We start from the raw sequence: 21,105 nt of genomic DNA, 5'->3' as shown, positions 1-21,105 counted from the left end.
ATGCGGAGGCAGGGATGCCTTATGCGCATTCGGTGGGGGGTGCAAAAGGTACTCCTGCTTGGGACAACGCTATATCTAAAGCTGACGGAGACTTCGGGTATCTCCCACCTGTCCGACAAAACTATGTTAAAGATGTTTACGACTTGCAAGGTGCTGTGGACAAAATGCGTGCCGGCGGCGCTAGCGCAGAAGAAGTCGCAAAATATGCATATGGCGCAAGAAACGAGTTGAAAGTAAAGTATAGGGAGTATACGCCTCCGGATATGCTTGACGTAATCGATGCAAGAAATTTGGAGCGATATGGTAACAAGATCGGCCCTGCATTTGATGATTTAGTTAAAAAGGGAAAAACTTTTGATCAGATAATTGAGAGCTCTACGCGAGCTGGTGGTGGAGATCTTTTTCAATGAAAAAATTTATTGATGAAAAAGTGTTTTCTCTTGGCCGCATGAGGTCTGGGAGACTGTATGCGGAGCTGACTTCTGATGTGGGCTGGGAAGGCTTCCCTAATTATGCCGAAGAATTCGTTAAGTTATTTTCTGGAAAGATTATTAGCAGAAGTGATTCTGTTGATACTAGAGTGTGGGGGGTGATTATAAAAGACCGGCTCCTGCGATTGGTTTATGAAGACTTTCCTGTGATGATTAGTTTGGAGTCGCAAAGTGAGGAGGGGGATCGACTTATCGAGGAATTAAAAGAAATTTCTATTAAGTAGAATTAGTCCTTCGGTGCAAAAGGCGCAGGTGAGGTTGCCTCTATAGGCGGAAAGGCCTGTGTTTATAACTGCGTTATTGATGGCGTGACTCGTTACGTTGGAAACCGACGACATAGTTAAACGCAGTCAAGCTCACCTCAGACAAAAAGGTATAGTGGTTTCCGAAATCAGAGGGCTTGAGAATATTTCTCGTGCTGACGCTCGGGCAGTTGAGCAAACACTGATCGATTACGATGGCCTTGGTAAAGATGGCGGCACGTTAATCAATACTAACTCTACATAGTCCATCAAAAAACAGACCAAGTATGGTTTGTTTTGCGCCTGCAAGGCCAGGCGAAAGGTGTCCCGCTGAGTGTGTTTCAAAAACAATTTGGCTCTAAATTTGGCCCTATAACGGCGCCTGACAATATTGCGCAGCAAATGGCAAGCTCCGGAAATGGCGCTCGGGGAGTTGTGTTTGGTTCTTATGGGCTGGGTCAGCCAGGGCATGTTTTCAATGTATTTAATCAGAATGGTGTTGTTAGATTCCTTGATGGGCAGACCGGGAAGCCAGCAAATCTCAGTAATTTCAAAATACTACGCAGTCTGGTGCGCTTCATGTTCTTGGAACAGCAAAGCCCTTAGAAAGTTATTTGGAGGACTACATAAAAGAGAAGGCCGTGAAATCTAGGTGATTTAACGGTGCAAAAGCAACTGGTGGCGCTGCCAGAAAGGTAGATGATCTAGCTACTAGTGGCTTAAGCTCAGCGTCAAACCTTCCAAGTGGAACAGGTCTTGGGCCACGCTTACGCACAGTGGTTTCCTGCTGCTGACCAAACAGCTCTTCGAGTTTGGTCGAAAGCAGTCGGGCCAGCTCTCATCGATGTAAAGGAAAGAAGAACAGCCATGGACATGACTTCAGCTCAGACATTCCGCTACTCAATCTCTGATGTCGGATGTCCATAGAAAGAACCTCTTTTCCAGGAAATTGGGGCTTGAAGTCCATACCTGCGCAATTGCACCCATTTGACCAGTCAATTGCATTGGTACTGACCACCGCGTGCATCCGACTTGGCCAGTGGGCAGCAGAGACGCAACAGGCAGAAACCGGCCAGAAGCAGTCAGTCAATCATGCGTTACAGTGATTTTTTGCAGCTCTTTATAGAGCCGTTAGCTGCTGCCACCAATAATCCATAGGCCTGCCAGTCGTCAGACAGTCTTATTCTCGATCAGACGATTGCCCCGTCGATGACCAGTAGCTCACCGGTGATGGAGCCAGAGTCCGGTCTTCGGATGCAGGACTCCTGGCTTTGCTCACTCAGCGCCGATCCCGGCCATCGGTTCAGTTTGGCCCCAGCCACCGCCCAGAGACCTGAACAGGTCAACCAGCGCAATCTGCCGTTCCGTGCTGATTTGAATTAGTGTGGTCTGGTTGCTAAAGGTGCTGCGCTGGGCGTCAAGATAACGCAGGTAGTCGTCCACGCCGCCCTCGTAACGCGCCTTAGCCAGGGCCATCGCAGCCTCGCTGGAACCGGCCAGAGCCTGGCGGGCAGCCTCCTCGCGGCGCAGGGTGTCGGTGGCGGCCAGGGCATCGGCCACTTCGCGGAAGGCGGTCTGGATGGTGCCTTCGTAGTCGGCCACCGCCGCGTCCTGGCGCACTTCGGCGAGGTCCAGGTTGGCGCGGTTGCGGCCACCGGCGAAGATCGGCAGCGACAGCGTCGGGGCAAAGCTCCAGGCCCGCGAGCCGCCATCGAACAATCCGGACAACTCGGCACTGGAGCTGCCCACCGAACCGGTCAGGCTGATCCGGGGAAAGAACGCGGCGCGAGCTGCACCGATATCGGCATTGCGCGCCTTGAGGCGGTGCTCGCTGGCGAGAATGTCCGGGCGCCGTTCGATCAGTTCCGAGCTGGTGCCGGGGGCGATGTCCTGCAGCACCATCAGGTCGTCGCGGGGCGTCGCGGGCAGCAGGCGAGCGGCATCTGGCGTGCCGAGCAACAGGACCAGGGCGTTGTCCGCCTGGCGTAACTGGCGTTCGGTGCTCTCGCGCTCGGCCCTAGCCTGTTCGGCAAGGCCGACCGCTTCCTGGTAATCCAGGGCGGTGGCGGCCCCCGCTGCACGGCGCTGGCTGACCAGCTCCAGCGAGGCCATGCGGCTGTCCAGGGTTTGTTCGACCAGGGCCATGCGGCGTAGCGCACCATCGCGGGTCAGGTAGGCCTGGATGACCTCGGCAACCAGGCTGATCTGCGTGGCACGGGTCGCCTCCTCGGTCGCCAGGTAGGTCTCCAGCGCGGCCTCGGAGAGGTTGCGCACGCGGCCGAACAGGTCGACTTCGTACTCCGCGAGGCCGAGGCCGACCTGATAGTTGCTGGTCACTTCCGAGCGCCCGGTCTGCGACAGATCGGCAGGCAGGCGCTGGCGGTTGCCGCTGGCATTGGCGTTGATCGAAGGCAGGCGATCAGCACGCTGGATGCGGTACTGGGCACGCGCAGCTTCGATATCCAGCAGCGCCTGGCGCAGGCTGCGGTTGTTGCTCAGCGCCGTATCCACCGCGCGGCGCAAGTCGGCATCGACGATGAAGGTCTGCCAGTCCAGCGCCTGGGCACGGGCGCCCTCCGCGTCGGCGGCTTGCCAGTGCGACGCGACCGGTGCCTGCGGGCGCTCGTAGGTCGGGGCCAGCGAACACCCCGCCAGGGCGGCGATGGCCAGGGGCAGCAGAGCGCGACGGAGCATGAAGTGAGAGGTCATCGCATTACTCCGCTTTATGCAGGGGATGGTTGTCGGTTTGCTGAGGTTTGGTGCGCAGCAGCGACAGCACCCAGACGAAGAAGATCGGCACGAAGATCACCCCGAGCATGGTCGCGCTGAGCATCCCGCCCAGCACCCCGGTGCCCAGTGCGCGCTGGCTCGCAGCGCCGGCGCCAGTGGCGATGGCCAGCGGCACCACGCCGAGCATGAACGCCATGGAGGTCATGATGATCGGGCGGAAACGCAGGCGCGCGGCTTCGACAGCGGCATCGCGCAGCGAGTAGCCGTCTTCCCACAGGTCCTTGGCGAACTCGACGATGAGAATGGCGTTCTTCGCCGCCAGGCCGATCACGGTGATCAGGCCGACCTTGAAGTACACGTCGTTGGGCAGGCCGATGGCAGTCACCGCCAGTACCGCGCCGAGTGCGCCGACCGGCACGATCAGCATCACCGTCAGCGGGATCGCCCAGCTCTCGTAGAGCGCCACCAGCAGCAGGAACACCACGGTGATGGCCAGCGCGAACAGCATCGTCGCCTGGCCGCTGGCGACCCGCTCCTGATACGAAAGCCCGGTCCACTCGTAGCCGATACCTTCGGGCAGCTCGGCAGCGATGCGCTCCAGTTCGAGCATCGCCTCGCCAGTGCTCACGCCGGGCGCGGCGTCACCGGCAATGCGGATCGACGGGTAACCGTTGTAACGCGCGACCTGCACCGGGCCTTCCTCCCAGCTCGTGGTGACGAAAGCACTCAGCGGTACCAGGCTGCCGCTGTCGTTGGGCACATGCAGGCGCAGGACGCTTTCCGGCGTCATGCGCTCGGCCTGTTCGGCCTGTACCACCACGCGCTGCTGGCGGCCGGCGTTGGCGAAGTCGTTGATCACCGACGAGCCGAACGCAGTGGACAGCGCGCTGCTGATCGCTTCGAAGCTGACACCCAGCGTGCGGGCCTGCTCACGGTCGATCACCAGGCGCAGCTGCGGCGCCTCGGCCAGACCTTCCATCATGGCGTAGAGGAACTTCGGATTGCCGTTGACCTTGCCCAGCACTTCATCGCGCGCTGCCAACAGGGCATCGCGGCCGAGACCGGCGCGGTCCTGCAGGCGCAGGGCGAAGCCACCGGAGTTACCAAGGCCTTCAATCGGCGGTGGTGGTACCGACATGATTGCGCCGTCATCGAGGTTGGCGAAGTGCTCGTTGACCGCAACCGACTCGGCTTCCGGCGACTGCGAAGAATCTCGCTCGGACCAGTCCTTGAGCAGCGGGAAGGCAATGGCCGCGTTCTCACCCATGCCGGAGAAGCTGAAGCCGAGGACCAGGAAGGACGTCTGCACGGCCTCGCGGGCCATCAGAAACTCTTCCAGCTCCTCACCCGTGGCCGAGGTGCGCTCACGGGTGGCGCCTGGCGGCAACTGGATGTCGACGATCATGTAGCCCTGGTCTTCCACCGGCACGAAGGATTCCGGCAGGCGCAGGTAGAAGAAACCCATCAGCACCACCACGCCCAGGTAGATGAACATCACCCGCCCGGCGCGCGGCACCAGCTTGCCGTTGAGTTTGGTGTAGCGGCCGGTCAGGGCGGTGAACTTGCGGTTGAACCAGCCGAAGAAACCGGTCTTCTCGTGATGGCCTTCGGGGATCGGTTTGAGCAGCGTGGCGCACAGCGCCGGGGTGAAGGTCAGCGCGAGGAAGCCCGAGAACAGGATCGACACCGCCAGCGACAGCGAGAACTGCTGGTAGATCACCCCCACCGAGCCGGCCATGAAGGCCAGCGGCAGGAACACCGCCGACAGCACCAGGGTGATACCGATGATCGCCCCGGACACCTGCCCCATCGCCTTGATGGTCGCCGGCACCGGCGCCAGGCCTTCCTCGGCCATGATCCGCTCGACGTTCTCCACCACCACGATGGCGTCGTCCACCAGGATGCCGATGGCCAGCACCATGCCGAACATGGTCATCATGTTCACCGAGAAGCCAAGCAGGTACATGAAGGTCAGCGTACCGAGCAGACACACCGGCACGACGATGGACGGGATCAGGGTGTAGCGCACGTTCTGCAGGAACAGGAACATCACCAGGAACACCAGCACCATGGCCTCGATGAGGGTCATGATGACCTTGTCGATCGCCACGTCGACGAAGCGCGAGGTGTCGTACGGCACGGAGAACTCGACGTTGTCCGGGAAGTTGGCCGACAGCTCGGTCAGACGCTGCTTGACCGCCTCGGCGGTCTGGATCGCGTTGGCACCGGGCGACAGCTGCACGGCGGCGGCAACGGCGGGCTTGCCGTCCTGGCGCGAGCCGAAGTTGTAGTCCTGGCTGCCGACCTCGATGCGCGCCACGTCGCCCAGGGTCAGGCGCGAGCCGTCCTGGTTGGCACGCAGCACGATGGCGGCGAATTCCTGCGGGTTGTCCAGGGTACCCTTGACCGCCAGGGTCGCCGTCAGCTCCTGCTCGCTGGAACCCGGCGTGCTGCCGAAGGCACCGGCCGGCACCTGCACGTTCTGCGCGCGGATGGCGTTGTTCACGTCATCGATGGATAGGCCGTAGCCGACCAGCTTCTGCGGATCGATCCACACGCGCATGGCCGCCTCGGAGGCGAAGAACTGCAGCTTGCCGACGCCGTTCACGCGACGGATTTCGTTGTTGATGTTGCGCGCGGCGTAATCGGCCAGCGCCGTGACGTTGGCGTCCTTGTCGCCATCGGTGTAGCTCAGCGCATAGATCAGCAGGAAGCCGGCGGTGGCCTGCTCGGTCTGGATGCCGAGCGTCAGCACGGCCTGCGGCATGCGTGCCTCGGCCTTCTTCAGACGGTTCTGCACGTCAACCTGGGCCAGTTCGGGGTCGGTCCCTGGCTGGAAGGTGACGGTGATCTCGGCGATGCCGTTGGCGTTGCTGGTGGACTCGAAGTACAGCAGGTTCTTGGCGCCGTTGAGTTCTTCCTCGATGACGCTGGTCACCGAGTCGGTGAGCACCTGCGCCGAAGCGCCGGGATAGGTGGCGGTCACGGTGATCTGCGGCGGCGCCACGTTGGGGTACTGCGCCACCGGCAGGAACGGGATGGCCAGCAGGCCACCCAGCGAGATGAACAGGGCGACTACCCAGGCGAAATTGGGGCGCCGGATGAAAAACAGGGACATGAGAGGTTCTCCGGCTTACTGCGCCTGGGACTGTGGAGCGGCTTCGGCGGCATCTTGCTCGCGGGGGATGACCTTGGCGCCCGGACGGATAGCCGCCAGCGAGCTGGTGATCACCTTGTCGCCGACCTGCAGGCCCTCGCTGATTTGCCAGCGCGAGCCCTGCATGGCACCGGTGGTGACCTGGCGCGCCTCGACGGTATCGCCCTCCCCCAGCAGCATCACGCTGGCCTGGCCGTCAGCCGAACGCTGCACGGCACGTTGCGGCACCAGGATGGCGTTCTGGTCGAGCCCTTGCGGTGTGCGCACACGCACGTACATACCCGGCAGCAGCACGCCCTCGGGGTTGTCGAACTGGCCTCGCAGGGCGATCTGCCCGGTGCTGCGATCCACCGAGATATCGGTGAACAGCAGCGTGCCCTTGCGCTCGATATCGGTACCGTCGACACGCAGCGACAGCGGCTGGTCGCTCGCACCGGCAACCTTGCCCTCGGCGATTGCCGCGCGCAGGCGCAGGGCATCGGCAGCAGGCTGGGTGAAGTCGGCGTACACCGGATCGAGTTGCTGGATACGTGCCAGCAGCGTGGCTTCGCCCTGGCCTACCAGAGCCCCTTCGGTGACCTGGGCGCGACCGATACGCCCGGCGATGGGGGCGCGAACCTCGGCATAACCCAGGTCCAGGCGGGCAGTTTCGACATTGGCCTGGGCCGAGCGCTTGTCGGCCTGGGCGCTCTGCAGAGCGGCCTTGGCGTTGTCGAAATCCTGCTGGCTGACGGCGTCGATCTTCACCAGTGGTTCGTAACGGCGAACCATCGCCTGAGCCTGGAACAGCTGCGCCTCGGCGCGAGCCAGTTCACCTTGCGCCCGCGACAGGGCCGCCTTGAACGGCGCAGGGTCGATCTGGAACAGCACGTCACCGGCCTTCACGTCGGCCCCTTCCTCGAAGGTGCGCTTGAGCACGATCCCCGCCACCCGCGCGCGCACCTCGGCGACACGCACCGGCTCGATGCGCCCTGGTAGCTCGGCGAACACTGTGAAGGGCTCGGTCTTCACGCTGAGCACATCGACTTCACGCGCTGGCGCCTCTTCCCGTTGCTCTTCGGGCTTGTCGCAGCCAACCAGGGTCACGGCGATCAAATAGGAGATCACGGAAAAAGTGATCCATTCGCGGAATTTGTTCACATCTCACCCAAGCGCGAAGCCAGTACGTAGTCGAAGCCGCGCATGATCCACGAAAAAATCAAATGAGTCAATATTGACTCATTTGATTTTGGTGTGAACAAAGCTAGTATCCTCTTTGAGAAAAATGAGTGTTCTAGGCAAAATACCCGCATCTGCCCGCGATAGATAAAGAGTGACCGATGGATTTAACTGCTGCCGATGAGAAATTGCTGAAGGCCCTGGCGATCGCCATCGTTGACCACCCGCGAGCCACGTTCAAAGAAATAGCCCAGGCAGCGGGGGTCAGCAAGGCGACGCTCAACAGGTTTTGCGGCACCCGCGACAACCTGATCGAGATGCTTCTGAATCATGGTTCGGTGGTTATTTATAGGGTCATTGCCGATGCCGATCTTGAGGCGGCGCCCTTGGACGCATTGCATCGTCTGATCGAAGGCCATTTGATTCACAGGGAGTTGTTGGTATTCCTCTCATTCCAGTGGCGCCCGGACACGTTTGATTTAGATGCAGGCGGCTGCCGATGGCTGCCTTACTCGGAAACGCTGGACGAGTTCTTTCTCCGCGGGCAAAAACTGGGCGTATTCCGTATCGATATCGGTGCCCCGGCGCTTACCGAAATCTTCTCCTCCTTGATCTTCGGCCTGGTAGACGCCGAGCGCCGCGGCCGTATCGCACGCGCAGGTATGGCGGCGTTGATCGAGCAATTCTTCCTGAACGGGGCTTGCAACTACCAAACTTAACGGAAAGCAACGCTCAGTTTTTTTCCAACGGGTTGGCGGTGTCCGTTTTTGGCCGTTCTCTGACGGTCGTGACAGTGACACGCCCTGGTCAAGTTGAACGCAATCCGTGGTCAACGCCAACCCAAATTGGTGGTCAAGAGGAGTGCAATTTCGCACATACCTGAGGACGGCTCTGTTGCAAAGATTGGCGGCAGTCAGAGGTAGGCTGTCGCTCTGCGCCGATCAGGCGGCTGCTGCGAAATGGTGGTTGAGCATGCCCATGGCCTCCGTCAGCGCCGAGGGCCCAATGCCAAAAGCTCTCTCCACAAGGCGCACCTCGCCCCTGATGCCGGGCTGCAGGCACCAGGGGCGAGCCTGTCCTTTGCGCAGGGCTCGCATGACTTCGAATCCCTTGATCGTGGCATAGGCCGTGGGGATCGATTTGAAACCGCGCACCGGCTTGATCAGTATCTTGAGCTTTCCGTGATCGGCCTCGATCACGTTATTGAGATACTTCACCTGCCGGTGGGCCGTCTCCCGGTCCAGCTTTCCTTCGCGCTTCAATTCGGTGATCGCTGCACCATAGCTCGGCGCTTTGTCGGTATTGAGCGTGGCAGGCTTTTCCCAGTGCTTCAGGCCTCGCAGGGCCTTGCCCAGGAACCGCTTCGCTGCCTTGGCGCTGCGGGTCGGCGACAGGTAGAAATCGATCGTGTCGCCCCGCTTGTCGACTGCCCGGTACAGGTAGGTCCACTTGCCCCGCACCTTGACGTAGGTTTCATCCAGGCGCCAGCTCGGATCAAAGCCACGCCGCCAGAACCAGCGCAGCCGCTTCTCCATCTCCGGGGCGTAGCACTGGACCCAGCGATAGATCGTCGTATGGTCGACCGAAATGCCGCGTTCCGCCAGCATTTCCTCAAGGTCGCGATAGCTGATCGGATAGCGACAATACCAGCGCACCGCCCACAGGATCACATCACCCTGGAAATGGCGCCACTTGAAATCCGTCATCGTTCCGTCCGTCCAATCTCCGCCAAGCATGCTCAAGCTTCACGATTTTTGCAACAGAGCCCACACGAGTATTGAGCATAGTCGAGATTGGTGCAGATCACTTCTGATATTGAACTGTCAGGAGCTGGCTGCACAACAGCCATTACGCCCAATCAACTGGTGCAGTCGTCTTCTGAAAATGACATTTGGTATCTCTCATAAACGGATGTTTTTGAGAGAACTATCTTCGGCCTTCACACGCACGAAAGGCGGCGAAGCTCCGCCGTTAATCCGTCCGCCGGAGATCTCGCCCAGGCAGGCTGAAGGCCGAGCAAGCCTGACAGGCCCGAAAAGCCCGGCACGGGCGTCGGCGGCGATGACGGCGGCGGCATTATCCAGGGTTGATGATGGAAGTGGAGGATATCGACAACCTCTCGCGCAACCAAGACATCGCGGTCGGACTGCAAGTGATCTTGAAGCCACGGGCCCGTCCCACCCCGACATGGACCTCGATGCCCGAACGGACGTTAGATTTCGAGTTCTAGGCGTTCTGCGATGAAGGTTGGATCCCAGCCGGGATTGAAAGTGTCGACGTGGGTGAATCCGAGCCGCTCGTATAGGCCACGCAGGTTCGGGTGGCAGTCGAGCCGCAGCTTGGCGCACCCCTGCGTTCGCGCGGCATGGCGGCAAGCCTCGATCAGCGCGGAGCTGACACCCCGGCCCGCATGTGTCCGTCGCACCGCGAGCTTGTGCAGATATGCGGCCTCCCCCTTGAGGGCGTCGGGCCAGAACTCGGGATCCTCGGCCGACAAGGTGCAACAGCCGACGATGCCGTCGCTGCAACTCGCGACTAGGAGCTCGGATCTCAGGACGAAGGTCTCCGCGAATGTCCGGTCGATCCGCGCGACGTCCCAGGCGGGCGTTCCCTTGGCGGACATCCACGCCGCAGCGTCGTGCATCAGCCGCACAACCTCGTCGATATCACCCGAGCAGGCGACCCGAACGTTCGGAGGCTCCTCGCTGTCCATTCGCTCCCCTGGCGCGGTATGAACCGCCGCCTCATAGTGCAGTTTGATCCTGACGAGCCCAGCATGTCTGCGCCCACCTTCGCGGAACCTGACCAGGGTCCGCTAGCGGGCGGCCGGAAGGTGAATGCTAGGCATGATCTAACCCTCGGTCTCTGGCGTCGCGACTGCGAAATTTCGCGAGGGTTTCCGAGAAGGTGATTGCGCTTCGCAGATCTCCAGGCGCGTGGGTGCGGACGTAGTCAGCGCCATTGCCGATCGCGTGAAGTTCCGCCGCAAGGCTCGCTGGACCCAGATCCTTTACAGGAAGGCCAACGGTGGCGCCCAAGAAGGATTTCCGCGACACCGAGACCAATAGCGGAAGCCCCAACGCCGACTTCAGCTTTTGAAGGTTCGACAGCACGTGCAGCGATGTTTCCGGTGCGGGGCTCAAGAAAAATCCCATCCCCGGATCGAGGATGAGCCGGTCGGCAGCGACCCCGCTCCGTCGCAAGGCGGAAACCCGCGCCTCGAAGAACCGCACAATCTCGTCGAGCGCGTCTTCGGGTCGAAGGTGACCGGTGCGGGTGGCGATGCCATCCCGCTGCGCTGAGTGCATAACCACCAGCCTGCAGTCCGCCTCAGCAATATCGGGATAGAGCGCAGGGTCAGGAAATCCTTGGATATCGTTCAGGTAGCCCACGCCGCGCTTGAGCGCATAGCGCTGGGTTTCCGGTTGGAAGCTGTCGATTGAAACACGGTGCATCTGATCGGACAGGGCGTCTAAGAGCGGCGCAATACGTCTGATCTCATCGGCCGGCGATACAGGCCTCGCGTCCGGATGGCTGGCGGCCGGTCCGACATCCACGACGTCTGATCCGACTCGCAGCATTTCGATCGCCGCGGTGACAGCGCCGGCGGGGTCTAGCCGCCGGCTCTCATCGAAGAAGGAGTCCTCGGTGAGATTCAGAATGCCGAACACCGTCACCATGGCGTCGGCCTCCGCAGCGACTTCCACGATGGGGATCGGGCGAGCAAAAAGGCAGCAATTATGAGCCCCATACCTACAAAGCCCCACGCATCAAGCTTTTGCCCATGAAGCAACCAGGCAATGGCTGTAATTATGACGACGCCGAGTCCCGACCAGACTGCATAAGCAACACCGACAGGGATGGATTTCAGAACCAGAGAAAGAAAATAAAATGCGATGCCATAACCGATTATGACAACGGCGGAAGGGGCAAGCTTAGTAAAGCCCTCGCTAGATTTTAATGCGGATGTTGCGATTACTTCGCCAACTATTGCGATAACAAGAAAAAGCCAGCCTTTCATGATATATCACCTGAATTAAGCCGCGCCGCGAAGCGGCGTCGGCTTGAATGAGTTGTTAGGCAACACCGCGCTTTCTCTCGAAGGCTTGTCGTGTTTGAACCATGTAAACCGCCGGCCCGTCAGGCGTGGTGATGATCTTCTCCCGCACGAATCCTGCCTTCTCATAGCAGCGTATGGCTCGATGGTTGTTCGGAGTCGGGTCGGTCTGAATCTTCGTCACGGTGGGGTCCGAGAACAGTAGTTCAACGAGAGCGCGGACAAGCCTTGTTCCTAGGCCTTTGTTCAACTGTGTCGGGTCAGCCAGAGACTGGTCTATTCCTCGCACTCCTGGATCAGTTTCATCTTCCCACCAGCCATCACCGCTTCCGAGCGCGACGTACGACTGAGCATAGCCGATCGGTTCCTCGCCCAGCATTGCGATGTACGGTGTTACGGACTCTTCCGCCATCGCTCTGGGCAGGTAGTGTTCCAGCACTTCATCAAGAGTCGGTCGCTCTTCGTCACCACCCCACCACTCAACGATGTGCGGCCGGTTGAGCCAATCATGGAGCATCGGCAGGTCGCGCTCGGTCATGAGGCGAAGAGTTATGGGGGGGGTGCTCGCGGACATGAAATGGTCGCTCTGTGCTGCCTAACGTTTGGTTAAGGGGCGGGCTTTAGCCCGTCCCAGTGAGCGCAGCGAACGGTTTGAACCATTTGTTAGGGTTGCATTGCACATGCAGCAACTCCTGCTAGAGATGCTGCGAGCGCTACTCCGCCCACTTTTGCTAAATTTTTTGCTTGTTCTTCCAAGCGAATATTCCTGCTAAAGCGTGAAGTTAACAAGCCCCCAAAAACTAGTAGCGCAGAAATTATGGATGTGATTAGTAATCCGACAAATGCACCGACGAGGAAAGCTGGAGAATATTTGGGGTTCGTTTCATCAGGTGGCGGAGTGTACAAAAGAAAGCCTTGAGGGTTTTCACCATGAAGATGCCAACCAAGGAATATTGGCAAGGCATATGTAATAACAACGATGAAAACAATTCTGGTTATATGGCGAAGATCCATCTTGCAACCCTAACGCCCGCTTAAGTGGTGAGCAACGCTACCACAACACTCAATTATTACACCGTAAATACAAAAGCCAATTCAAACTAAAACCGCCAAACGTTGCGAATCCGTCTTAAAGCGTTTGTTATGTGCGTAGCCGAATCTTGCGCTTAGTCAGGAACAATGATTACCCCTAATTGCTCCAGTAACTGTTCCTGTTGCCACGAGCATATTTTTACACCCGTAAGATCAATCTTTCGAGGATCTAAACCATAAAGCTCTGAATGGCTTAAATCACAGCCTTGTACTCTAAACTGTTCCCAGCAGTCTTCCGAAAAAACACCACGGCTTAAATCTGATTCTTTAAATGAAGCGCCTCGAAGATTTGCACCAATCCATCTATTTTCGAACAGGTCACATTTTTCAATAAGCTGCTGCTCAAAATTGGCATAGGATAAGTTACAACCTGTTATGTATGCAGAACAAAAGTACATTTTATTCGAAACCTGATTTACAAAACTAACTTGACTAAAATTTGCTCCTTTAAGATCACAATCTCTCAGTTCAATACCAAAGCAATTTGCCCCCTTAAAATGGGACATTGAAAGCTGACAGTTTTTAAATGAAGCATCTCGAAGATCAGCATAAGAAAAATCGCACCCTTCCAATGCCCCCTGCTCTATGAAAGTACAGTTAATGAACTGTGTATCTCGGAGGTTTGAGCGCTTAAAATTACAATGTATAAAAGTACAATTGCTAAAGATATGTTCTTGCAAGTCCTGATGTGAGAAGTTCACTTGATTATATAATTGCTTTGATTTTTCCATGCTGTGGCTCCAAAAAACATTTGATTTGAAGACTATCATTTACCTGAAAGTTCTCAACAAAAACAAAACCAATAAAAACAGAAACTTAAAACACCCCGTTTTAGCCAAAATAAGGCATCAAAACGGCATTTTAAAGGTGGCTAATTCGAAACGACCGATGCGGCCAGCCAGAAGAAAGTTTCAGTGAATCTGGCTTGTTTTAGAGAAAGCACATAACTTTGTTTTAGGGCGACTGCCCTGCTGCGTAACATCGTTGCTGCTCCATAACATCAAACATCGACCCACGGCGTAACGCGCTTGCTGCTTGGATGCCCGAGGCATAGACTGTACAAAAAAACAGTCATAACAAGCCATGAAAACCGCCACTGCGCCGTTACCACCGCTGCGTTCGGTCAAGGTTCTGGACCAGTTGCGTGAGCGCATACGCTACTTGCATTACAGCTTACGAACCGAACAGGCTTATGTCCACTGGGTTCGTGCCTTCATCCGTTTCCACGGTGTGCGTCACCCGGCAACCTTGGGCAGCAGCGAAGTCGAGGCATTTCTGTCCTGGCTGGCGAACGAGCGCAAGGTTTCGGTCTCCACGCATCGTCAGGCATTGGCGGCCTTGCTGTTCTTCTACGGCAAGGTGCTGTGCACGGATCTGCCCTGGCTTCAGGAGATCGGAAGACCTCGGCCGTCGCGGCGCTTGCCGGTGGTGCTGACCCCGGATGAAGTGGTTCGCATCCTCGGTTTTCTGGAAGGCGAGCATCGTTTGTTCGCCCAGCTTCTGTATGGAACGGGCATGCGGATCAGTGAGGGTTTGCAACTGCGGGTCAAGGATCTGGATTTCGATCACGGCACGATCATCGTGCGGGAGGGCAAGGGCTCCAAGGATCGGGCCTTGATGTTACCCGAGAGCTTGGCACCCAGCCTGCGCGAGCAGCTGTCGCGTGCACGGGCATGGTGGCTGAAGGACCAGGCCGAGGGCCGCAGCGGCGTTGCGCTTCCCGACGCCCTTGAGCGGAAGTATCCGCGCGCCGGGCATTCCTGGCCGTGGTTCTGGGTTTTTGCGCAGCACACGCATTCGACCGATCCACGGAGCGGTGTCGTGCGTCGCCATCACATGTATGACCAGACCTTTCAGCGCGCCTTCAAACGTGCCGTAGAACAAGCAGGCATCACGAAGCCCGCCACACCGCACACCCTCCGCCACTCGTTCGCGACGGCCTTGCTCCGCAGCGGTTACGACATTCGAACCGTGCAGGATCTGCTCGGCCATTCCGACGTCTCTACGACGATGATTTACACGCATGTGCTGAAAGTTGGCGGTGCCGGAGTGCGCTCACCGCTTGATGCGCTGCCGCCCCTCACTAGTGAGAGGTAGGGCAGCGCAAGTCAATCCTGGCGGATTCACTACCCCTGCGCGAAGGCCATCGGTGCCGCATCGAACGGCCGGTTGCGGAAAGTCCTCCCTGCGTCCGCTGATGGCCGGCAGCAGCCCGTCGTTGCCTGATGGATCCAACCCCTCCGCTGCTATAGTGCAGTCGGCTTCTGACGTTCAGTGCAGCCGTCTTCTGAAAACGACACCTAATCTGCTAGGCGCATTCGAATGACCGCTCGTGGCCGATAGCAGCCATCCAGTGACCATCTGACCTATACCCTAACTGGATGTCAGGCAGGGCCGCGCCGCTTCGTCAGAATAGAGTCATCTTTCGCATTTTTTGACACATGCCTGCGAAGGTCATAGATTTCAGCCTGACAGAAACGGGGTTTGAGGCACAACGGAACAGAAGGAGCACTTAAGCCGCCTTCAACCAAGGAGACATCGTGCAGGGGCACCGCATCGGCTACGTCCGGGTCAGCAGCTTCGACCAGAACCCGGAACGCCAGCTGGAACAGACAAAGGTGAGCAAGGTGTTCACCGACAAGGCATCGGGCAAGGACACCCAGCGCCCCCAGCTCGAAGCGCTGCTGAGCTTCGTCCGCGAAGGCGATACAGTGGTGGTGCACAGCATGGACCGGCTGGCCCGCAACCTCGATGACCTGCGTCGCTTGGTACAGAAGCTGACTCAACGCGGCGTGCGCATCGAGTTCCTGAAGGAGGGCCTGGTGTTCACTGGCGAGGACTCGCCGATGGCCAACCTGATGCTGTCGGTGATGGGGGCCTTCGCTGAGTTCGAGCGCGCCCTGATCCGCGAGCGGCAGCGTGAGGGCATCACCTTGGCCAAGCAGCGTGGCGCGTACCGGGGCCGCAAGAAAGCCCTGTCCGATGAGCAGGCTGCTACCCTGCGGCAGCGAGCGACGGCCGGCGAGCCCAAGGCGCAGCTTGCCCGCGAGTTCAACATCAGCCGGGAAACCCTCTACCAGTACCTCCGCACGGACGACTGACACATGCCGCGTCGCTTGATCCTCTCGGCCACGGAGCGGGGCACCCTGCTCGCGTTGCCAGAAAGCCAGGATGACCTGATCCGCTACTACACCTTCAACGACTCCGACCTGTCGCTGATCCGTCAGCGGCGCGGCGACGCCAACCGCCTCGGCTTCGCCGTGCAACTCTGCCTGCTGCGCTACCCCGGCTATGCGTTGGGCACTGACAGCGAGCTGCCCGAACCGGTCATCCTGTGGGTGGCCAAGCAAGTCCAGACCGATCCGGCGAGTTGGACGAAGTACGGCGAGCGCGATGTGACCCGTCGCGAGCACGCCCAGGAACTGCGCACCTACCTTCAACTGGCCCCGTTCGGCCTGTCCGACTTCCGCGCCCTGGTGCGCGAGCTGACCGAACTGGCCCAGCAGACCGACAAGGGCTTGCTGCTGGCCGGCCAGGCGCTGGAGAGCCTGCGGCAGAAGCGACGCATCCTGCCGGCGTTGAGCGTGATCGACCGGGCTTGCTCGGAGGCCATTGCACGGGCCAATCGGCGGGTCTACCGCGCCCTGGTTGAACCGCTCACGGACTCGCATCGGGCCAAGCTGGACGAGCTGTTGAAGCTCAAGGGGTCGTTTGCGGGAGAGGGCGAAATCCTACGCTAAGGCTTTGGCCAACGATATTCTCCGGTAAGATTGATGTGTTCCCAGGGGATAGGAGAAGTCGCTTGATATCTAGTATGACGTCTGTCGCACCTGCTTGATCGCGGCCGCGATAGCTAGATCGCGTTGCTCCTCTTCTCCATCCGCGTTCCAAGCTGCGGAAAGGCACCCATAAGCGTACGCCTGGTCGAGCAGGCGACGCGGATCGACGTCCAGCGCACGAGAGAATGCGTCCGCCATCTGTGCAATGCGTCTAGGATCGAGACAAAGGTCGTCTCTGTCAGCCGGATCGTAGAACATATTGGCGGCGCCAAAGCCCACTTCACCGACCAGACCGACGGGATCTATCACCAGCCAGCCGCGACTGGAGAACATGATGTTTTCATGATGCAGATCGCCATGTAGCCCACGCAGTTCCGAGGCATTGCTCATCATTTGATCGGCTATAATCGCCGCGTGGACGTAGTCAGTTTGACAACCTGCGTTTTGATCATCGCGCGCCCGCTGAAACAAAGCTGCAAAGCGATCCCGGATCGGGAGAAGGGCAGAAGGCAGGGGTTCCTCAGATGCGGCATACAGCTTCGCCATTAGTTCCGCTGCAATTTCGGTCGCCTGGTAGTCGCCGTGCTCGGCAACGATGTGAGAGAGCATTCGCTCCCCGGCATATTCGAGCAACATCAGATTGTTCTCACGACCGAGCAACCGGACTGCTCCCCTCCCATTGCGCCATACCAGATAGTCGGCCCCGCGCAGTTCATCAGCAATGTCTTCTATAGGTTTCAATCCCTTGACGATTGCAGGAGTCCCGTCTGGCAATGAAACTTTCCAAACGAGGCTGGAAAAGGTGTCCGCAATGAGAACAGGTTGCGAAACGTGCCAATGAGCAGGAAAAACAGGCGGCATGAACATCAACCCCAAGTCAGAGGGTCCAATCGCAGATAGAAGGCAAGGCGTTCGCGGTCGGGGGCTTCGATCCCCAATACATTGAATAGGACAGCGAAGGCGCGCTCTGCTTCATCTGGCGCTGCCCAGTTCTCTTCGGCGTTAGCAATCATGAGTGCCAAATCGGCATAGCGATCTGCTGTTCCGAGCCGCCCAAGGTCGATCAGACCCGTGCATTGAAGAGTTTTAGGGTCCACCATGAAGTTCGGCATGCAGGGATCACCATGGCAAACAACCATATCGGTGCGCTCTTGGTCGAGCCGCACCGGTAGCTCTCGTTCGACACGAGCCAAAAGATCGAGCTGCGGCGTACTCTTGTCCTCGTCCGGTAAGAAGTCGGGATTGACGGCATTGCGGGACACCACATCAACGGCGCGTCCGAACATTCGCGACAGCCTGCGCTCAAACGGACATTGATCAACCGATAGGCTGTGAACAGCGCCAAGTTGCTGCCCCATTGACGGCCACGCTTTGAGCAAATCCGCTCCAGACAGATCAGCCGCCGGTACTCCCGGAATTGCCGTTATCACCAAGCATGCACCCTCCTGTTCCTCCTGCCAGTTGATCACCTCGGGGCAAGCCACACCTCGACCTTTGAGCCAAATGAGGCGGTCACGCTCTCCAGCGAGCTCACCGCGGCGGGAAGCAGGTGCGATTTTCGCGAAGGCATGCCCGTCACCACGTCGAAAAACAAAATCACCAGATTCTCCGCCTCTGACAGGCAACCAGTCAGAATGCGATTCACCAAAAAAAATATTAGTTCGATTCAATGGAGGTTCCTTCAGTTTTCTGATGAAGCGCGGAGGTGGCTCAACCTGCGAAAAGAAACGAGTTGCTACGTAAGTCCGAGAACATGCTTTCCATGGTCTCTGAGCTCGCCTTTGGGACCGACATATCGGTAGAGAGTGACGCGCTCGATGCCGAGTTCCTTGCAGAGATCGGAAACTGAAGTATCGCGCTGGGCCATGGCGGCTTGCGCGAGACGCACCTGAGCTTTGGTGAGCGCGAATTTTCGTCCGCCCTTGCGACCGCGCGCTCTCGCGGAGGCGAGACCCGCCATGGTGCGCTCTCGGATCAGATCCCGCTCGAACTCGGCCAAGGTGGCGAAGATTCCGAACACCATGCGACCGGACGCAGTCGTGGTGTCGATCTGAGCGCCCTTTCCAGTCAGAACCCGCAGGCCGATCTTGCGGTCTGACAGCTCCTTCACCGTGTTGACCAGATGGGCAAGCGATCGTCCGAGGCGATCGAGCTTCCAGACCACCAGCACATCGCCGTCACGCAATGACTTGAGGCAGGCAGTCAAGCCAGGGCGATCATCACGACCGCCGGAAGCAAGATCATCATAGATATTGTCCCGTTCGACACCTGCGGCGCGCAAGGCGTCGTGCTGCAGGTCGAGAGACTGCGAGCCATCGGCTTTGGAGACGCGGGCATATCCGATCAGCATGTATCACAAACGTTGGTTTGAGGCGGCGCTTCGGCCACGATTGCATTGACCTCTGGAAATGTATCTCAACCAGCTTCATAAACAAAGCGTCTTGAACGCTATCAGATTTTGAAAAAGGAACATGTATGCCGCGTCGCGTCACTCTAACCGATCGGCAGAAAGACGCGCTGTTGCGCTTGCCGACTTCACAGACGGATTTGCTCAAGCACTATACGCTGAGTGATGAAGACTTTGGGCATATCAGGCTGCGTCGGCGCGCTCACAACAGGTTCGGCTTCGCCCTGCAATTGTGTGTCCTGCGCTATCCCGGCCGGGTGCTGGCTCCAGGCGAACTGATCCCTGCAGAGGTCATCGAATTTATCGGAGCGCAGCTTGGCCTGGGTGCCGACGATCTCGTAGACTATGCTGCCCGCGAGGAAACACGGCACGAGCATCTTGCCGAGTTACGGGGGCTCTACGGCTTCCGCACCTTCTCCGGACGTGGTGCGAGCGAGCTGAAGGAATGGTTGTTCCGAGAAGCCGAGATGGCGGTGTCGAACGAGGATATCGCCCGTCGCTTCGTAGCCGAGTGCCGACGCACCCGCACTGTCCTTCCCGCGACATCCACGATCGAGCGGCTTTGTGCCGCGGCTCTCGTCGATGCCGAGCGACGCATCGAGACGAGGATCGCCAGTCGGCTGCCTATGTCGATCCGAGAACAGTTGCTGGCATTGCTCGAGGAGACGGCTGATGATCGGGTGACCCGTTTTGTGTGGCTGCGCCAGTTCGAGCCTGGCTCGAACTCTTCGTCGGCCAACCGGCTGCTCGACCGGCTCGAATATCTGCAACGCGTCGATCTCCCCGAGGATCTGCTTGCCGGCGTTCCTGCCCATCGGGTGACTCGTCTGCGCAGGCAGGGTGAACGGTATTATGCCGACGGCATGCGCGATCTCCCGGAGGACAGGCGGCTTGCGATCTTGGCTGTTTGCGTCTCGGAATGGCAGGCGATGTTGGCCGACGCAGTGGTCGAAACCCACGACCGGATCGTCGGCCGTCTCTACCGTGCTTCGGAGCGTATTTGCCATGCAAAGGTCGCAGACGAAGCGGGGGTGGTGCGTGACACCCTGAAATCCTTCGCCGAGATCGGGGGCGCCCTGGTCGATGCACAGGATGATGGCCAGCCGCTGGGCGATGTCATCGCGAGGGCACTGTTGCAAAGTTAGCGATGAGGCAGCCTTTTGTCTTATTCAAAGGCCTTACGTTTCAAAAACTCTGCTTACCAGGCGCATTTCGCCCAGGGGATCACCATAATAAAATGCTGAGGCCTGGCCTTTGCGTAGTGCACGCATCACCTCAATACCTTTGATGGTGGCGTAAGCCGTCTTCATGGATTTAAATCCCAGCGTGGCGCCGATTATCCGTTTCAGTTTGCCATGATCGCATTCAATCACGTTGTTCCGGTACTTAATCTGTCGGTGTTCAACGTCAGACGGGCACCGGCCTTCGCGTTTGAGCAGAGCAAGCGCGCGACCATAGGCGGGCGCTTTATCCGTGTTGATGAATCGCGGGATCTGCCACTTCTTCACGTTGTTGAGGATTTTACCCAGAAACCGGTATGCAGCTTTGCTGTTACGACGGGAGGAGAGATAAAAATCGACAGTGCGGCCCCGGCTGTCGACGGCCCGGTACAGATACGCCCAGCGGCCATTGACCTTCACGTAGGTTTCATCCATGTGCCACGGGCAAAGATCGGAAGGGTTACGCCAGTACCAGCGCAGCCGTTTTTCCATTTCAGGCGCATAACGCTGAACCCAGCGGTAAATCGTGGAGTGATCGACATTCACTCCGCGTTCAGCCAGCATCTCCTGCAGCTCACGGTAACTGATGCCGTATTTGCAGTACCAGCGTACGGCCCACAGAATGATGTCACGCTGAAAATGCCGGCCTTTGAATGGGTTCATGTGCAGCTCCATCAGCAAAAGGGGATGATAAGTTTATCACCACCGACTATTTGCAACAGTGCCGATAAAAATATATCATCATGAACAATAAAACTGTCTGCTTACATAA

19 protein-coding genes and 2 pseudogenes are annotated in these 21,105 nt (G+C 58.4%); 7 read left to right on the top strand and 14 right to left on the bottom strand.

Annotated features, from left to right (window positions below; all coding sequences use genetic code 11):
• The first annotated feature begins 14 nt into the window (after window positions 1–14).
• Both N0B28_RS04255 and N0B28_RS04250 read left to right on the top strand, forming a co-directional pair.
• Entirely contained in the window at window positions 15–410 is a 396-nt protein-coding gene (locus tag N0B28_RS04255) for a hypothetical protein (protein ID WP_275730518.1), read from the top strand.
• Window positions 407–715, top strand: a complete 309-nt coding sequence (locus tag N0B28_RS04250; RefSeq protein WP_054916223.1) for a DUF3630 family protein — start codon at window positions 407–409, stop codon at window positions 713–715. The genes N0B28_RS04255 and N0B28_RS04250 overlap by 4 nt, the downstream gene beginning before the upstream one ends.
• A gap of 1,293 nt (window positions 716–2,008) precedes the next feature.
• Here the strand turns inward: N0B28_RS04250 and N0B28_RS04245 are convergent.
• From N0B28_RS04245 to tmexC, 3 genes are read right to left on the bottom strand one after another with little or no spacing between them, the layout of a single operon-like run.
• The gene (locus N0B28_RS04245; protein ID WP_003152694.1) at window positions 2,009–3,442 is read right to left on the bottom strand and encodes a multidrug efflux transporter outer membrane subunit TOprJ1; all 1,434 of its coding nucleotides are present in this window, start codon (window positions 3,440–3,442) and stop codon (window positions 2,009–2,011) included.
• Window positions 3,443–3,446: 4 nt separating this feature from the next.
• The gene (gene tmexD / locus N0B28_RS04240; RefSeq protein ID WP_275730515.1) at window positions 3,447–6,581 is read right to left on the bottom strand and encodes a multidrug efflux RND transporter permease subunit TMexD; all 3,135 of its coding nucleotides are present in this window, start codon (window positions 6,579–6,581) and stop codon (window positions 3,447–3,449) included.
• Between the two features lie 15 nt (window positions 6,582–6,596).
• Window positions 6,597–7,760: a multidrug efflux RND transporter periplasmic adaptor subunit TMexC gene (tmexC, locus tag N0B28_RS04235; protein WP_090519108.1), complete on the bottom strand. Its 1,164-nt coding sequence runs from the start codon at window positions 7,758–7,760 to the stop codon at window positions 6,597–6,599.
• 179 nt (window positions 7,761–7,939) lie between these two features.
• Between tmexC and N0B28_RS04230 the strand changes: the two genes are divergently transcribed.
• On the top strand, window positions 7,940–8,497 hold the full coding sequence (locus N0B28_RS04230) for a TetR/AcrR family transcriptional regulator (RefSeq protein ID WP_090519109.1): 558 nt from the start codon (window positions 7,940–7,942) through the stop codon (window positions 8,495–8,497).
• Window positions 8,498–8,719: 222 nt separating this feature from the next.
• Here N0B28_RS04230 and N0B28_RS04225 read toward each other — a convergent pair whose 3' ends face one another.
• The 7 genes from N0B28_RS04225 to N0B28_RS04190 all read right to left on the bottom strand — a co-directional run bounded on the left by N0B28_RS04225 (window position 8,720) and on the right by N0B28_RS04190 (window position 13,658).
• Entirely contained in the window at window positions 8,720–9,484 is a 765-nt protein-coding gene (locus N0B28_RS04225; protein WP_001389365.1) for an IS6-like element IS6100 family transposase, read from the bottom strand.
• Between the two features lie 506 nt (window positions 9,485–9,990).
• Window positions 9,991–10,491: a GNAT family N-acetyltransferase gene (locus tag N0B28_RS04215; RefSeq protein ID WP_000376623.1), complete on the bottom strand. Its 501-nt coding sequence runs from the start codon at window positions 10,489–10,491 to the stop codon at window positions 9,991–9,993.
• A 127-nt stretch (window positions 10,492–10,618) separates the two neighbouring features.
• The gene (gene sul1 / locus N0B28_RS04210; protein WP_000259031.1) at window positions 10,619–11,458 is read right to left on the bottom strand and encodes a sulfonamide-resistant dihydropteroate synthase Sul1; all 840 of its coding nucleotides are present in this window, start codon (window positions 11,456–11,458) and stop codon (window positions 10,619–10,621) included.
• Window positions 11,452–11,799 (bottom strand): quaternary ammonium compound efflux SMR transporter QacE delta 1, encoded by a 348-nt coding sequence (locus tag N0B28_RS04205; RefSeq protein ID WP_000679427.1) that lies wholly within the window; start codon window positions 11,797–11,799, stop codon window positions 11,452–11,454. Before N0B28_RS04205 ends, sul1 begins: the two co-directional genes overlap by 7 nt.
• Window positions 11,800–11,854: 55 nt before the next feature.
• Window positions 11,855–12,409 (bottom strand): aminoglycoside N-acetyltransferase AAC(6')-IIa, encoded by a 555-nt coding sequence (locus N0B28_RS04200; RefSeq protein WP_023622803.1) that lies wholly within the window; start codon window positions 12,407–12,409, stop codon window positions 11,855–11,857.
• 89 nt (window positions 12,410–12,498) lie between these two features.
• Window positions 12,499–12,849, bottom strand: a complete 351-nt coding sequence (locus tag N0B28_RS04195; protein WP_275730510.1) for a hypothetical protein — start codon at window positions 12,847–12,849, stop codon at window positions 12,499–12,501.
• A gap of 152 nt (window positions 12,850–13,001) precedes the next feature.
• Window positions 13,002–13,658 (bottom strand): quinolone resistance pentapeptide repeat protein QnrVC1, encoded by a 657-nt coding sequence (locus N0B28_RS04190; protein ID WP_000415714.1) that lies wholly within the window; start codon window positions 13,656–13,658, stop codon window positions 13,002–13,004.
• A gap of 352 nt (window positions 13,659–14,010) precedes the next feature.
• On the opposite strand from N0B28_RS04190, the gene intI1 reads away from it, so the two are divergent.
• From intI1 to N0B28_RS04175, 3 genes and pseudogenes are all read left to right on the top strand, one after another.
• Complete coding sequence (gene intI1 / locus N0B28_RS04185; protein ID WP_000845048.1) at window positions 14,011–15,024, top strand: class 1 integron integrase IntI1; 1,014 nt, start codon at window positions 14,011–14,013, stop codon at window positions 15,022–15,024.
• Between the two features lie 443 nt (window positions 15,025–15,467).
• Entirely contained in the window at window positions 15,468–16,028 is a 561-nt protein-coding gene (locus N0B28_RS04180; protein WP_033943780.1) for a recombinase family protein, read from the top strand.
• A gap of 3 nt (window positions 16,029–16,031) precedes the next feature.
• Window positions 16,032–16,631 (top strand): annotated as a pseudogene (locus N0B28_RS04175) (DUF4158 domain-containing protein); the annotation flags it as partial.
• Window positions 16,632–16,736: 105 nt separating this feature from the next.
• Here N0B28_RS04175 and N0B28_RS04170 read toward each other — a convergent pair.
• From N0B28_RS04170 to N0B28_RS04160, 3 genes are all read right to left on the bottom strand, one after another.
• Window positions 16,737–17,573 (bottom strand): aminoglycoside O-phosphotransferase APH(6)-Id, encoded by an 837-nt coding sequence (locus N0B28_RS04170; protein WP_000480968.1) that lies wholly within the window; start codon window positions 17,571–17,573, stop codon window positions 16,737–16,739.
• Window positions 17,573–18,376 carry an aminoglycoside O-phosphotransferase APH(3'')-Ib gene (aph(3'')-Ib, locus tag N0B28_RS04165; protein WP_001082319.1) on the bottom strand — a complete coding sequence of 268 codons (804 nt, stop codon included), beginning with the start codon at window positions 18,374–18,376 and terminating at the stop codon, window positions 17,573–17,575. The genes N0B28_RS04170 and aph(3'')-Ib overlap by 1 nt, the downstream gene beginning before the upstream one ends.
• Window positions 18,377–18,441: 65 nt before the next feature.
• Complete coding sequence (locus N0B28_RS04160) at window positions 18,442–19,056, bottom strand: recombinase family protein (RefSeq protein ID WP_000904906.1); 615 nt, start codon at window positions 19,054–19,056, stop codon at window positions 18,442–18,444.
• A 125-nt stretch (window positions 19,057–19,181) separates the two neighbouring features.
• On the opposite strand from N0B28_RS04160, the pseudogene N0B28_RS04155 reads away from it, so the two are divergent.
• Window positions 19,182–20,210 (top strand): annotated as a pseudogene (locus N0B28_RS04155) (DUF4158 domain-containing protein); the annotation flags it as partial.
• Between the two features lie 81 nt (window positions 20,211–20,291).
• Here N0B28_RS04155 and N0B28_RS04150 read toward each other — a convergent pair.
• Window positions 20,292–20,996 carry an IS6-like element IS26 family transposase gene (locus tag N0B28_RS04150; RefSeq protein ID WP_001067856.1) on the bottom strand — a complete coding sequence of 235 codons (705 nt, stop codon included), beginning with the start codon at window positions 20,994–20,996 and terminating at the stop codon, window positions 20,292–20,294.
• Between the last annotated feature and the right edge of the window lie 109 nt (window positions 20,997–21,105).

This window comes from Pseudomonas sp. SD17-1 (genome assembly GCF_029201585.1).
GTDB classification, from domain to species: Bacteria; Pseudomonadota; Gammaproteobacteria; order Pseudomonadales; family Pseudomonadaceae; genus Aquipseudomonas; species Aquipseudomonas palmensis.
Note: the sequence above shows the minus strand (reverse complement) of the source record. Positions and strands in the feature narration are given on the sequence as shown.

Coding starts and splice junctions, on each gene's coding strand:
- N0B28_RS04225 (WP_001389365.1), bottom strand. CDS start 9,484: ATGACGGATTTCAAGTGGCGCCATTTCCAGGGTGATGTGATCCTGTGG.
- intI1 (WP_000845048.1), top strand. CDS start 14,011: ATGAAAACCGCCACTGCGCCGTTACCACCGCTGCGTTCGGTCAAGGTT.
- N0B28_RS04190 (WP_000415714.1), bottom strand. CDS start 13,658: ATGGAAAAATCAAAGCAATTATATAATCAAGTGAACTTCTCACATCAG.
- N0B28_RS04250 (WP_054916223.1), top strand. CDS start 407: ATGAAAAAATTTATTGATGAAAAAGTGTTTTCTCTTGGCCGCATGAGG.
- tmexD (WP_275730515.1), bottom strand. CDS start 6,581: ATGTCCCTGTTTTTCATCCGGCGCCCCAATTTCGCCTGGGTAGTCGCC.
- N0B28_RS04170 (WP_000480968.1), bottom strand. CDS start 17,573: ATGTTCATGCCGCCTGTTTTTCCTGCTCATTGGCACGTTTCGCAACCT.
- N0B28_RS04205 (WP_000679427.1), bottom strand. CDS start 11,799: ATGAAAGGCTGGCTTTTTCTTGTTATCGCAATAGTTGGCGAAGTAATC.
- N0B28_RS04245 (WP_003152694.1), bottom strand. CDS start 3,442: ATGACCTCTCACTTCATGCTCCGTCGCGCTCTGCTGCCCCTGGCCATC.
- N0B28_RS04255 (WP_275730518.1), top strand. CDS start 15: ATGCCTTATGCGCATTCGGTGGGGGGTGCAAAAGGTACTCCTGCTTGG.
- N0B28_RS04230 (WP_090519109.1), top strand. CDS start 7,940: ATGGATTTAACTGCTGCCGATGAGAAATTGCTGAAGGCCCTGGCGATC.
- N0B28_RS04150 (WP_001067856.1), bottom strand. CDS start 20,996: ATGAACCCATTCAAAGGCCGGCATTTTCAGCGTGACATCATTCTGTGG.
- N0B28_RS04195 (WP_275730510.1), bottom strand. CDS start 12,849: ATGGATCTTCGCCATATAACCAGAATTGTTTTCATCGTTGTTATTACA.
- N0B28_RS04200 (WP_023622803.1), bottom strand. CDS start 12,409: ATGTCCGCGAGCACCCCCCCCATAACTCTTCGCCTCATGACCGAGCGC.
- sul1 (WP_000259031.1), bottom strand. CDS start 11,458: ATGGTGACGGTGTTCGGCATTCTGAATCTCACCGAGGACTCCTTCTTC.
- N0B28_RS04215 (WP_000376623.1), bottom strand. CDS start 10,491: ATGGACAGCGAGGAGCCTCCGAACGTTCGGGTCGCCTGCTCGGGTGAT.
- N0B28_RS04160 (WP_000904906.1), bottom strand. CDS start 19,056: ATGCTGATCGGATATGCCCGCGTCTCCAAAGCCGATGGCTCGCAGTCT.